Origin of the sequence: Rivularia sp. PCC 7116 (assembly GCF_000316665.1) — a bacterium.
Taxonomy (GTDB): Bacteria; Cyanobacteriota; Cyanobacteriia; order Cyanobacteriales; family Nostocaceae; genus Rivularia.
The window spans coordinates 7,535,246-7,549,240 of sequence record NC_019678.1; the positions used below are offsets into that span (position 1 = coordinate 7,535,246).

The 13,995-nt window shown below is 39.6% G+C and carries 7 protein-coding genes; 2 read left to right on the forward strand and 5 right to left on the reverse strand.

The window, feature by feature from the left end:
• Positions 1–68 precede the first annotated feature (68 nt).
• Positions 69–368, reverse strand: a complete 300-nt coding sequence (locus tag RIV7116_RS28935; protein ID WP_015121885.1) for a hypothetical protein — start codon at positions 366–368, stop codon at positions 69–71.
• A gap of 644 nt (positions 369–1,012) precedes the next feature.
• Positions 1,013–1,189: a hypothetical protein gene (locus RIV7116_RS36650; protein WP_015121886.1), complete on the reverse strand. Its 177-nt coding sequence runs from the start codon at positions 1,187–1,189 to the stop codon at positions 1,013–1,015.
• Between the two features lie 303 nt (positions 1,190–1,492).
• On the opposite strand from RIV7116_RS36650, the gene ald reads away from it, so the two are divergent.
• A complete protein-coding gene (gene ald / locus RIV7116_RS28945; RefSeq protein WP_015121887.1) occupies positions 1,493–2,581 on the forward strand; it encodes an alanine dehydrogenase in 1,089 nt (362 codons plus the stop codon).
• Positions 2,582–2,858: 277 nt separating this feature from the next.
• Positions 2,859–4,166: a serine/threonine-protein kinase gene (locus RIV7116_RS28950; protein ID WP_015121888.1), complete on the forward strand. Its 1,308-nt coding sequence runs from the start codon at positions 2,859–2,861 to the stop codon at positions 4,164–4,166.
• A 176-nt stretch (positions 4,167–4,342) separates the two neighbouring features.
• Here RIV7116_RS28950 and RIV7116_RS28955 read toward each other — a convergent pair whose 3' ends face one another.
• The 3 genes from RIV7116_RS28955 to RIV7116_RS28965 form a co-directional block, all read right to left on the reverse strand.
• On the reverse strand, positions 4,343–7,606 hold the full coding sequence (locus RIV7116_RS28955; protein ID WP_015121889.1) for an alkaline phosphatase: 3,264 nt from the start codon (positions 7,604–7,606) through the stop codon (positions 4,343–4,345).
• A 549-nt stretch (positions 7,607–8,155) separates the two neighbouring features.
• Complete coding sequence (locus RIV7116_RS37260; protein ID WP_015121890.1) at positions 8,156–10,603, reverse strand: alkaline phosphatase; 2,448 nt, start codon at positions 10,601–10,603, stop codon at positions 8,156–8,158.
• A 489-nt stretch (positions 10,604–11,092) separates the two neighbouring features.
• The gene (locus RIV7116_RS28965) at positions 11,093–13,942 is read right to left on the reverse strand and encodes an esterase-like activity of phytase family protein (protein WP_015121891.1); all 2,850 of its coding nucleotides are present in this window, start codon (positions 13,940–13,942) and stop codon (positions 11,093–11,095) included.
• Between the last annotated feature and the right edge of the window lie 53 nt (positions 13,943–13,995).

Genomic DNA, 13,995 nt, shown 5'->3' on the forward strand with positions numbered 1-13,995 from the left:
GAATTAATTACGAATTACGAATTACGAATTACGAATTATACTTACAAATCCCCCATTAAGCTTATTTATTACTGAGGCGGCTTCTTCTTATTTATACTCAGCATTGGCAAAGATGAATTGGATGAATTAGTAGGTAGATACAGTTGTTTAACTGATTCATCCGCATTTTGCAAATCGGGGCGTTGCTGAATTCGCAACCACCTTATAATTAAAGCTGTTCCAGCAGTTCCTAAGCCAAAAATAAACAATGCCCAGCTGTCATCTAATCCGCCTATAAGCGCATCCACTATTCCCATGGTGATTAATATGGTAATTAGCGGTTCTTTACGGTAGGCTGATTTTACAATACGAGGAAATACAGCATTCATAATAGCGTGTTTTCAGTTCCCCTTTAGTATATTTTTACTAATATAACGATATGGCATATAAGCGCTTTATATGAAAGCATCAATACTATTATAATTTTATTCAATCTGCAAGGGAGGAATTCCTCAAATTGAATGAAAGTTTAGATTTTTGAAGTTAAGTTATTATGCCTCACGCTTATATTTTATTGCAAGTTTAGAATAACACTTTCAAGAAACCTTGTTAGCTATTAATAGAAATTTATCAAAAATAAATTGTACCTTTATAAATCTGGTTCTAGTACCTATGTCTCTAAAATTTAAATCGTGGCGAATGCTAGTAGTCTAGCAATGAAACTATGGGGAGTGAATAAGGAGATAACGAAGTTTTTTCTCCCCCTCTCCCCTCTCTCTAGCTTTACCGGGCAATCTTGGCTGGTTCGAGTTAGGCTAGTAAGTTAAACAGTGCCATACAAATAGGAACGGGGAATGGAAAACATCCTGTCTACCATGAAAAAGTATAAGTTCCTGGTTTTACTAATCAAAAAAATGAGATGTATATATAGCTTCCACAAAAATACATCCGCCTTCAAATCTACCCAATTTATTAGGATTCCCCGTTCCTTTCTAAAAAATATAACCCAAACTTTTGATATTTCTGCTCAAAACTATCTTAGTCCCAACCACGCTAAAACACCTTGATTGGTAATACATTCTATTGCCACTATAATCGCAAAACCAATCATCGCGGCTCTACCATTCAAACGTTCCGCATATTCATTAAAGCCCAGCTTTGGTTCTTCTAAGTTGGGTGTCACGGTTGGCTGCGGTTGTTGTGCTGTCATTGGGAATAACTCCTGATAATGAAAATTACTACGAGAATACTAAATTGTAGATTCCGATTGCACTACTTGAACCACTTAGATTTAAAATCAAGCTTGTTCAACTACTTTTTACAAAATTTTACTATTTTTTACATGACGTAACAAGAAGAATTGATAGTCAAAAAGGTCGATGCAAAGGTTATGACAGAGAATTTAAGCGATTAAACCCGCAATTGGTATTAATTAATTCAGCATGGCTGCTGTTTAATTGACAGACTACATTAAAAGCAATGTTAAAGCAGTAAATTTATTTAGGGGCAGTACATGGAAATCGGTGTTCCCAAGGAAACGAAAGATAGAGAGTTTCGAGTAGGGTTGAGTCCTTCGAGCGTCAGAGTTTTAAAAGAAGCTGGTCATAATATCTTTGTAGAAACCCAGGCTGGTGTAGGTGGTGGGTTTACAGATAACGATTACATGAGTGCCGGAGCATCAATTGTTACTACTTCCCAAGAAGCTTGGAATCGTGAATTAATTGTAAAAGTAAAAGAACCCCTAAAGGAAGAATATAAATTTTTGCAAAAAGGGCAATTACTATTTACTTATTTACATTTAGCAGCAGATAGGAAATTAACCGAGCATTTGATTGATTGTGGAGTAACGGCGATCGCCTACGAAACAGTAGAGCAAGCGGGAGCAAATAAATTGCCTTTGCTTACTCCTATGAGTATAATTGCCGGTCGTCTTTCGGTACAGTTTGGTGCTAGATACCTTGAGAGTCAACAAGGTGGTAGAGGTGTACTTTTAGGTGGAGTTCCCGGAGTCAAGCCGGGTAAAGTAGTAATTTTAGGTGGTGGTGTGGTTGGTACCGAAGCCGCGAAAATTGCTGTGGGTATGGGTGCTACAGTCCAAATTTTGGATATCAATGTCGAACGCTTATCTTATTTAGAGACTTTATTTGGTTCCAGAGTTGAACTGCTTTATAGTAATTCTGCTTATATTGAAGAAGTTGTTCCCAATAGTGATTTACTTATAGGCGCAGTTTTAGTTTTAGGAAGACGAGCACCTACTTTAGTATCTCGTGAATTAGTCAAAAAAATGAAGCCCGGTACGGTAATTGTAGATGTTGCCGTCGATCAAGGTGGATGTATCGAAACTTTGCACCCTACATCTCATACAAATCCGGTTTATGAAGCAGAAGGAGTGTTGCACTATGGAGTACCAAATATGCCAGGAGCCGTACCTTGGAGTGCAACTCAAGCTTTAAATAATTCTACATTGCCTTATGTACGGCAGTTAGCGAATCAAGGCGTGAAAGCATTAATTAATAATTCAGCATTAGCTAAAGGATTGAACGTAAACCATCACAAAATTGTACATCCAGCAGTACAGGAAGTATTTCCAGATCTAGTTTGATTCAGTAAATATTTATATTCGGGTGTGCTACGGCTTCAAATTCATTCGTTTAAAACCAATAATTTGACATTGCCGTAACGCGCCATCTTGTTTATTCTTATATCCTTCCTACATTCCTTACCCTATCGAGCAAACCAAAATTGCTTGGTGATGCAAAGGAGGGGGAAGAAAACCCGTAAAGTTGACTTGATGCAGAACCTTGCTAATTCTTCTTGTGATTTAATCTCCTTAATTGGGAAATCTAGAAGTAGAAGTCAAGCTCAAGCAATTCATAATAATGCTGAAGACGGGAGAAATTCTACAAGAGCGCTATCAAATTCAGGAAAAACTTGGAAACAATATTGCCCATGAAGTTTGGTTGGCAAAGGATATAAAAATTAAGCCTACCGAATCTGTTGTTGTAAAAGTTTTGTCAACACGAGGAGCTACTCAATGGGAGGAGTTCAAATTATTTGAAAGAGAAGCCAAGATATTAAAACAACTCAACCATCCTTATATTCCCAGATATCTCGATTACTTCCCACTAAATGAATCAATCAAAGGTTTTGTCTTAGTTCAAGAATATATTCCTGGAAACTCTTTTAAGGATTTAATTTTACAAGAAAAGCGATTTACTGAATCTCAAATTAAAGAAATTGCCAAGAATGTTTTAAATATCCTAATTTATTTACATGAATTAAATCCACCAGTTTTACATCGCGATATTAAACCAAGTAATTTGATTTGCGGTAAAGATGGACATATATATTTAATTGATTTCGGAGCAGTACAGTATAGAGCAGCAGTTGAAGGAAGTACGTTTACTGTTGTTGGAACTTACGGTTATACACCAATAGAACAATTTGGTGGTAGAGCAGTTGCTGCTTCGGATATTTATGCTTTGGGAACTACTTTAATTCATTTACTTACAGGAATACCACCAGCAGATTTACCACAGGAAGATTTTAAAATTCAATTTGCAGATAGAGTAAACTTAAGTCCCAATTTAGTTAGATGGTTGAGAAAAGCTATTGAACCCGATTTAAAGAAACGTTTTGATACTGCTAAAACAGCTTTAAAAGAACTGCAATCGGGTATATTTAATGATGATAATAGTTCTATTCAGCTTAGTCAAAAATCATATTATGCAAAAGACATCGTACCATCAAAAACTAATGTTGAGTTAGAAAAATCATTAGATAAATTGACAATTACATATCCATCGATTGAAGTTAATTATATATATTTATTGGTAGCAATATTTTATATTATTGGTGCATCAATAATATCTATATTTTTTGGATTAAGTGCTGCATTTTTCCTATTATTAAGTTCTTGTGGTACATTTTATATGATACCCGAGCCTCGAGACCGTCTTCTTTTTCATAACAATTTATTTGAAATTTATGAGCATAATAAACTTATCGGTGGAGGTAGTATAACAGAAATTGAAGATGTAAATTCATCTAGTGATAATTTCACAATAGAAAGCTGGTTTATCTCAATAAAAACACAAAAACAAAGATACGCTTTTGGTCATGGATTAACTAAAGCTGAGTCTATTTGGTTGGTACAAGAAATTAAAAATTGGTTGGAACAAAATTAATTAGGACTTAGGCAACAACAAGGATAAATCAAGTATTTCAGCCGTTTAGATCCCCCCAACCCCCCTTTAAAAGGGGGGCTTTTTGTTTAACAGACAATTAATGTAGAGACGTAGCACTGCTACGTCTCCTAACATCACGCGAACAACACAACTATCTATCAACTATCAATCAAACATCAACCAAATACAACGCTCTCGTTTACATCCAATCCAGTCACACCGTTAAGCATTGCCAAAGTATTTCCGCCAAATGCAACTTTAGTACTACCATCCATTTCAGTTAATTCCAAAGTACTAACATCAATTCCCAAACTTGCACTACCCAAAATACCAATTACATCGGTACCTGCTTCAAAATCAACGATGGTATTTGCAGCTTCGGCAATTTCTCCAGCAACAATCCAGAATTGATCTGAACCTGTACCACCAGAGATGATATTATCACCGCCGGATGCAAAGAATTTATCGTCACCTGCACCACCAAGTACGCGGTTTTGATTTCCTAAGTAAATTACATCATCGCCGCTTCCAGCATCAACGCGGTTGTTACTTCCACCGAATGCTAAATCGATTTCGTCGTCTCCAGCGCCAGTAAATACGCTGTTTCGAGTACCTTTAAAATCAATTCCAGCAACTAAAATATCATCTTCAGCAGTTCCTGAAACTAATTTTGTTTCTTGTGCTGCCTCTGCTGCTTCTTGAGGTGTCATACCGAACAGCGTTTCGTACATAATATCGTAAATTCCGGTATTATCTACGGTGCTGGGTAATTTATCGGCGTTTAATCCGTAGGTTTTAGAGACAATGCTACCGGGAACATCGGGAGTTCCCACCCAAGCAATACCGAAGTCACCCATTTCCCCGTCGAGACTATCTTTGGCTGAAAATGGTACCCAAGGATTTTCCTCGCTTGCTGTACTTCCATCAACACCATCGAGGTAATTAACGGTGTCTCTTTCAGTAGTTGGATTAACGGTGATAAAAGGAACTTCGGGCTGAGAAGATAATTCTGGATTTTCCTCATCAAAATTACCTTCGGGACGGTCGTAAGGTTTGAATTGAAACACCTCTAAACCACCACCATCGCTATCTGCGGCGGTAACTAAAAGCGTGTTGGGGTCTTGATTGTCGATGTAATCGATTGCTTCCCCAATGGCTGCATCTGCACGACGCATGGCTTCAATTGTACCGCTAGCATTGTTGTTATTACCGAAGTTATCAGTACCTTCTTCCTCAACTACAGCAAAGAAACCGTCGGGGTCTTTTTCGATGATTTTTAAAGATGCATCGAGCATCTCTGCTACGGTGGGTGCTGTCTCAACGTATAAAGGGAATGGTGTATCGGTATTTAAACCAAGTTCTTCTTCTGTGCGATCGTCAAAGGTATCGTCGGCAGAAAACACACCAAGCAGCTTTTCCGGGGGAGTATCGCTATTGACAGCTTCGTTCATCTGGTCTTCGGTATATACCACGGTGTAACCCAAAGACTCAGCTAGTTCAATCAAATTTATGCTGGGACGACGCTCGGGACGGGTTTCTGATGCGTCTAGTTCTGGTGTGACGTGGAATCCTGTGGTACCGATGGGTAGCATATACAACTCACCACCACCCATAATTACATCGGTTCCCGAACGGATTACCTGTTCGATGATTTCGGCAGCTTTATCGCGAGCGCGGATATCGTCACCGTCACGGTTAGTAGTTGCAGCAGCAAAAGCAGCGGTTCCCGGTTCTCCTAAGTCTCCAGATTGAATCAGAGCGGTGGCTTTCCCGGCTGCAATTGCTTCTTCTAATATCGTAAATCCGGTTTTACCAGAAGCAGGAGTTATCTGATTATTATTCTTATCTAAACCAAAGGATTCGTTAAATACCTTGACTCCGTTGGCGTGAGTTACCGCTCCCCCGTTGGAAGTACCTGTTAACCGGTCTTCCATATGTCCCAGATATACACCTGCATTGGACATTTTATCCCAATTGAGCCGTCCATCGGGACCTTGATCGATGTCTCGCAGTGCCATGAAATGGGAAGGGCTGGTACCGTCTGGATGAATAAAGATGACGTTCCCTGTATCTTTTGTGGCTTCCGGTGCTGGTGTCGGTGCGGGGACGCGGGATTCAAGTTCGGTGTCGAATAAGGTTTCATACATCAACTCATATATCCCGGTATTGTCTACCGTAGAAGGGAGTTTATCGGCATTCAACCCTGAAGCTTTAGAAACAATCGAGCCGGGAAAATCAGGAGTACCAACCCAACCGATACCGAAGTTAAATACATCTCCATTAGCATCTGGTGCAGCAGTAAATGGTAAGGTATCGGCTCCATCTACACCGTCAAGAGGAACCGGACGAGGTTCGGTAGTAGGATTTTGGTTGATGGTTCCTACAGGTTCTCCCAATTCGCGGGGGTCCCGCACTTCTAAACCACCGGCATCGCTATCAGCAGCAGTTATTACCAGTGTATTGGGATATTTATCAACAAATTCAAGGGCTTCTCCAATTGCTGCATCACTGCGAATCATTGCTTCGAGGGTACCCGAAGCATTGTTATTATTACCAAAGTTGTCGGTTGCTTCTTCTTCAACAATAGCGATGGAACCATTATCAAAGTTGGGATGCTGCTCCATCAACTGCTGAGTAACTTCGAGCATCTCGGCAATAGTGGGAGCAGTTTCCAGATATAAAGGTAGTCCTCTTTCCTCTAAAACCTCTTCTGGACGGTCGTTAAAGGTATGGATAGGAGCGAATACACCCAAAACTTTTTGAGGTGGTTCTGGATATTTTGAGGGATCGAGCAAATCGTTAAGTTCTTGCTCGGTATAAACTACCGTGTAACCGTTATTCTTAGCTAATTCGATTAAATTCTCATCCGGACGCTGCAAGCGGGAGCCAAGTTCATCTAGTTCTTCAGCACTACCGTGGAAACCTTTGGTACCTTCTGGTAACAGAGTAACTTCACCACCACCGAGGATAAAATTAACTCCAGATTCAATTACTTGTTTGCTAATATCACCAGTTCTTCCACGGGGAGGAGTGCGATTTCCCTCTTCATCAATAGTCTCACCAACTTGGGCTACAAATGCAGCTGTACCGGGTTCGTAAATAGCCCCAGATTGTACCAGAGCAGTGACTTTACCAGCATCTACTGCTTCCTGAACGATAGTTTTACCCACGTTACCAGAGAGCGGCACAATCTCAGAACCATCTTCTTCTAAACCAAAAGACTCAGCATAGACTTTCGCACCAGTTGCGTGGGTAACAGCACCACCGTTGGAAGTTGCACCAAGCTGGTCTTCCATATGACCTAGGTACACACCAGCATTATCTAACTTATCCCAATTCAACCTGCCATCGGGACCTTCTTGAACAAATCTGGCGATCGCATAGTGAGATGGACTGGTTCCATCTGGGTGAACGAAAATAACGTGATTACCGCTAGTCATATTTTTTATAAAATCCCTTTTAGTTTTTACTTAGCTTGACAACAAATAACTATTAATTAATGTCATTAGGCTTACAACTATAAAGATATATAAAAACAGTTTTTAAGTTTTTATAATTGGGTTAATAATGAGTTAAATTTCAGTAAATTGATAATTTTATCTATTAGATATATTTTTATTTTTTATTGCTTAATGAGCATCTTTTGAGAGGTTATAATAATTTATATCGTGAATAAAGAATATGCTACTGCTCCTTGTAAAAGCCGTAAGCACAGTTGCTCAACGACTTTCTTTAAGACAATTTAACAGATATGGCGAATTTATCAAGGTCAAGTAATAATTTAAAGTTATAAAAACCTTTATATAATATTGGGCTTAATATTCAAAAAATCTATAGATATTATCAAAAAAATAATTAGTTAATAAAAAATTTAATTGATTATTTTTTAGTATTTTTGTAGTAAAAAGACAGATAGATATCATATTTTTTAGAGACGTAGCACTGCTACGTCTCCACAATCATCCGACAACGCAACTATCAATCAAATATCAAGCAAACACAACGCTCTCACCAACATCCAAACCAGTAACACCGTTAAGCATTGCTAAAGTATTTTCACCAAATGCAACTTTAGTACTACCATCCATTTCAGTTAATTCCAAAGTACTTGCATCAATTCCCAAACTTGCACTACCCAAAATACCAATTACATCGGTACCTGCTTCAAAATCAACAATGATATTTGCAGCTTCGGCAATTTCTCCGGTGACAATCCAGAATTGATCTGCACCTTCACCACCAGAGATGATATTACCACCACCGGTTGCAAAGAATTTATCGTCACCTCCACCACCAAGTACGCGGTTTTGGCTGCTCAAATAAATTACATCATTGCCGCTTCCAGCATCAACGCGGTTTTTACCTTCACCACTGAATGCTAAATCAATTTCATCATCTCCAGCACCAGCAAAAACAGTATCACCAGTTCCTTTGAAGTCAATACCTGCAATTAAAGTGTCGCCTTCTACTGTTCCGGAGACTAAAGTAGGTGCATTATTACCCGAACCAGAGCTAGGTGTATCAGGTGTATTTTTGTTTTCAAAAGCAGCAAATTGAGCTTGTGCTATATGAACTTGATCGATTAAACCCTCAACTCCTGGTACGTCAAAGCCATATTGCTCGAAACCTTTACCTACAGAATCATCTAGAAATTCACTGCCCGCACCTTGATAGTAAACGGGAACTGGAATTGTTGTGTGGTGCGACCAGCCTACCTTAACATCAGGATTGCTACCCCAATAATGTCCGGATGCGTCTGGATCGAGGTTATCAACTTTTCGCGGTTCTTCTAGAGCTACACCAGCTTGGTCAACTTCGGTAGCTAAAACGTTACCGTTGTCATCAACAGCAGTGGTAAGAGCTTCTGCACCAAACTCGCGCAATAGTTCGGGGAAGTCTTCGTTAAGAGTCAAATAGTGGTCGTGGTCGGCAGTAACAATCAGCAAGTTTTCTTCATAACCGCCATTTTCTTCAATCCAATCCTGAACAACTTCTACCGAATCGGCAAAATCCAAAGTTGCACCAATCATATTGTCTAGGTTGTTGTCGTGAGCAGCCCAGTCAATATCACCACCTTCGATGGAAACCCAAAAACCATCTTCGTCATCTCCGAGTACATCTAAAGCGGCAGTTGTCAACTGAGCTAAAGTTGGATTTGCATCTTGCTCGGAAGCAATAAACTGTTCGTCAGTTTCTCCCTCTTCTAAAGGACGTACCGCATCCAAACGACTGCTTAAACCAGTGTTGCTATAGTCGCCATTTGCAGTACTCCAAGGTAAGTTACCACCTTGTCCCCTTGCTCCATACAGACCAAATAATTTTTCCCCTTGTTCAACGTCTATTTCTGAAGCAACTTCTGCTAAAGTCTGTGCAGCATTTTCACCACGCTCGGTAAAAGTGTAAACAGTTTCACCGTTACGAAGTTTTTCTAAAGTCTCCAAATCCATGTAGCGTTCGTCACCGCGACCATCTGGATGTCCTCCAGCCAGAATTAATTCAGGTTGAGATTCATTAAGTATTTGGAAAAGAATATTATCGTCTTCAATGGGGATTTTATTGCCATTTTCATCTAATTCAAATACGGGTTCGCCTTCATGACTACCGTCACCATGTTCTTCGTGGAGGGGTACGCCGTTTTCATCCAAAGCGACTTTATTATTTGTAACTCTGGAAGTTTCAGTTAGCTTATTACGCTGACTGACATGACCCAGAGCAGAACCGGGAGTAGCGTGATTGAAAGGAACCGAACTGACAACACCAAAAGATTTACCTAATTCCCTAGCTTTTTCACCAATGGTTTGAATATCATCTTCATAGATATCAACACCAATCGCACCGGAGTAGCTTTTAACTCCCGAATATAAAGTAGTTGCGGTATTTGCTGAATCGGGGAAAAGGTTTTTGGGGTAGTCGGGGTCTTCATCCTTCAACCAAGGTAAATCGCGACCTTTGGTAGTGTCGTAAGCGTTGAGGAATCCACCGACTTGTACTAGTTCACCATCTTCGTTTTCTGCAAATATTGGTCTTTCATCAAAGTTGGGGTCAAACTCGCCTAAAATTGGGGCAATACTGCCTTCACGCAGTTCTGGAAAGAAACCGATTACTTGGGCTGGCTCAAACTCCCCGTCAGCATTTTCACCGGGCAAACTTTCTTGTTCAAACCCTTCACGAACAACTGCAACACCAGTTTCACGCTCAAGAGTATCGCCTTTTAATGCAGAATTGCTTTTGTCTCCATCGATATAGGTTCCGCTAGTGGTTGCGATCGCATACTTATCTAATTCCTGGAAGCTTAAGCCTGTACCCTTACCTTCAGTATAAAAATCGGTGAGAGTTGCACCAGTTTTACCTTGAGTAATTTGTTTTTGAATCGCCGCAGCACGAGCCATCTCCCAGCCCATACCATCACCAATCATAAGAATGACGTTCTTGGCCATTTTAGTTAAATTCCTATGTATATTTTTTGTAGATTTTTAGGTAGGAATACAGTTAATTAGTATTGCTAATCTAAGAGTAAGAACCTAAGTTTAAGATTGTGTTAATTGATTATAAATATTAGATTAATTTACAAAAATTAAGTTTGCATTTGACTTTTTTTTAGGACTTTTAAATAAAATGACCTTTTTATGCTAATAGAACAATTTCTATATACTTGAGATACCCTTACAGCAAGGCTTTAAGGCAATATGTCTATTGACATTTAAATGTATTGTTGATATAAAGTAAGGTTGTAAAATTTAATAATCCTATTGATATCAGTCATATAAATTTAATTCTTAAAGTTAAGAGTTGTGGTTAAAATTAAAGTTAATAATAACTTTTGTAATCTGCATTTGATTTTTTTACTGTTAAATGATTGATGATGTAGAGACGTAGCAGTGCTACGTCTCCAGGATTTAAAATACAATGCAAATATCAATCAAATATCAAGCAAATACAACGCTGGTATCAACATCTAAACCAGTTACACCGTTAAGCATTGCTAAAGTTTGACCGTTGAAGTTAATTTCAGTATTGCCATTGATTTCATTCAGCATTAAAGTATTCGCATCGATACCGAGGCTCGAACTACCCAAAATACCAATTACATCAGTACCAATTTCAAAATCAACGATGGTATTTTTAGATTCGGCAATTTCTCCAGTGACAATCCAGAATTGGTCGGCACCCTCGCCACCAGATATGATATTATCGCCACCGGATGCAAAGAATTTATCGTTGCCTTTACCACCAAGTACGCGATTTTGATTGCCAAGGTAAACTGTATCTTCTCCGCTACCAGCATCAACTCGGTTGTTGCTGCCGCCAAAAGCTAAATCAATCTCATCGTCACCAGAACCAGCAAATAGGATGTTCTTATCACCCTCGAAGTTGCTTTTAGAAACAAATAAATCTTTATCGCTACTACCCGCGACTAGTTTAGATTCTTCGCTCTCCATCCCGGATTGACCTAAACGGGAATCTAAATCTAAGGATTTATCTAATTCTAGAAGAATGACTTCATTATTATCGATACCCTCACTTCGTCCGGTGGAGAAGGGATAATTATTATCGTTAGCAACTAAGATTGTGTTTTCGTCAATAACTAAAACATCTTCGATGGTAACGAAAGGGAACGAGAAAGTGGTTTCACCATCGTTATTCAAGTCGTTGGGGTCTTGAATATTCAATAGATCGACCGCTTCTTCTTTCTCAACGTAACCGTTTTCGTCTACCTGAGAGATATCAACTTTGAAAATTTTCTTGAACTCTGCCTCATCCCCTTGCTTTCCATCTCTTTCAATGACTAAAAATTCTGAATCGTTGATAGGAGCAAAATCACCAATTGCATGACCGGGAACTGAGGTTTGATAGAAACCAACTAAGCCCGTGTACTTGCTGGTTGTCGCATCAAACTTGTAAATTCGTAAAGCATCATCAGGATCTCCTGCAACCGCTCCTTCTAATAAAGGATATAACGTTTTGCGGTCTGGACTAAAAGCCATTCCTTCAAAACCGCGAGATGAAGCAAGATTTGAGGGGACAATTTCTTGGTTAACCGCAATTCTGCCGGTTTCGGGAAAATCGGTGAAGAAACCATCCACACCTAATTCGATAAACTGCTTGAATTCACCTTCAGGAGTTTGCACGGTACCGTCGGGGTTTAAAGTCAGGAAGCGCTCTTCATTTCGTAGAGTGTAGGGATGAATTTGCATTCCTGCCTCATGCGCCCATTCGACATAAGGACGAATTTCTCCGGTGAGTTGGGTTGTGATTTCTGCATTTCCATCACCATTTGCATCAACAGGATTATCTATAGATTCCCTTAACACAAAACTGTTTTTCCAAGGTCCCACACCTTCAGCGTAGGTTTCACCGATATAATCAAAAATTTCTTTGGTGGCTAAATCTTGATAAGTCGTATCTGGAATACCATCACCAGTGACATCTTCACCAAAATCGGGAACTACACTCACAAAATCGCCGTAAACAGCTTTTGCATCAGCTTCGTCAAAATCGGGGTTGCTGAAATTCGCAACAATATCGTAAGGTACCGAGAAACCACCACCGTTTTCGTTGATAAACTCGTCTTCGACATCGCCGTAAAGTTGAACTAAGGGTATATCTGATAAACCAGCACCGGGAAGCAGATTATTTTGTAAATCGAGAAGATTGGCAACTTCAAAAGACTGAATAAAAATTCTGCTAGAGTCGGTAAAACCAGTCTCTTGCAAAGTTTGAATTAAAGGCTCTTCCAAAGACAACCCTTGCTCGTCAAAGAAAGTCGGGTGTTTCGTTTCGGGATATATTCCAACTTTTTCCCCGGTTTCCGCTTCTACTTGCTGTACAAGTTCGATAACTTCTTTAAAAGTAGGAATTTCAAACTCACCGTTAAAAGATTGATCGCGGAAATCGCGAGACTGTACCGCTCGCAACTGTTTGATTTCAGCTAAAGTAAAATCTTCAGCAAAATAAGCCGTAACTTCCTCTCCATCAAGATTTTTAGTAGATTTACGCTCCTCTCCAAACACTTCACCAACATTGGTGGTGTCATCTAAAATTGGTTCGTGACGTGCAATTAGCACCCCATCTTTAGTAATTACTAAATCTGGTTCGATAAAATCGGCACCTTGAACAATAGCACGACGATAAGCTTCCAAAGTATGTTCTGGTAATTCCCCGCTGGCACCACGGTGGGCTATAACCAGGGGTGGTTCGCCATCGAGGGTATTGAAAAGAACGTCGGGATTTTGGGGAGAACGAACTACAGGTTCATCGCTACTTGCTAAATTCGGAGTGGCAATCGGTGCTTCAATCAACTTTCCCGTCGAATCGAAGTGAAGCAAAAATGGCCCAAACTCATCCCCTACCCAAATCGAGCCGTCGTTAGCAATTACAAAAGATTCAATATCAAAATCCGCACCAGTCAAAAACCGCTGCGGAGAATCCTCGTTAACTATATCAAAAGGAATCAAATTATCGGGATCGGAAAGTTGAATAAACTGTTCAACCTCAATAGTTCCATTCCCTTCGTTGGCTTTCTTAAAATCGGGATTTACCTGATAAATCCGCAATAGATAGTCGGAACTATTATTTTTATTTCCAAAACCGTTATCTGACAAAAACCAGTAAGAATCATTATTACCAGGAGCAAACTGAACGCCACTAAAGCCTTGAACTGGCTGTCCTTCAAAAGGTCCAGTACGTCCGTTAGCAGAAATATCAGCACCTGCTGGGGAACCTTCCGCGAAAGTATCGGCAGGTAACGATGCGAATCCTGTTAATTTGACCGCCATTTATATGTTCCTTTTGATGTATTTAAGGTAGCGAATAAATTTTAAACATACTT

Bases quoted from the DNA above. Each gene is read 5' to 3' on its own strand.
- RIV7116_RS28935 (WP_015121885.1), bottom strand. From the start codon at position 368: ATGAATGCTGTATTTCCTCGTATTGTAAAATCAGCCTACCGTAAAGAA.
- RIV7116_RS36650 (WP_015121886.1), bottom strand. From the start codon at position 1,189: ATGACAGCACAACAACCGCAGCCAACCGTGACACCCAACTTAGAAGAA.
- ald (WP_015121887.1), top strand. From the start codon at position 1,493: ATGGAAATCGGTGTTCCCAAGGAAACGAAAGATAGAGAGTTTCGAGTA.
- RIV7116_RS28950 (WP_015121888.1), top strand. From the start codon at position 2,859: ATGCTGAAGACGGGAGAAATTCTACAAGAGCGCTATCAAATTCAGGAA.
- RIV7116_RS28955 (WP_015121889.1), bottom strand. From the start codon at position 7,606: ATGACTAGCGGTAATCACGTTATTTTCGTTCACCCAGATGGAACCAGT.
- RIV7116_RS37260 (WP_015121890.1), bottom strand. From the start codon at position 10,603: ATGGCCAAGAACGTCATTCTTATGATTGGTGATGGTATGGGCTGGGAG.
- RIV7116_RS28965 (WP_015121891.1), bottom strand. From the start codon at position 13,942: ATGGCGGTCAAATTAACAGGATTCGCATCGTTACCTGCCGATACTTTC.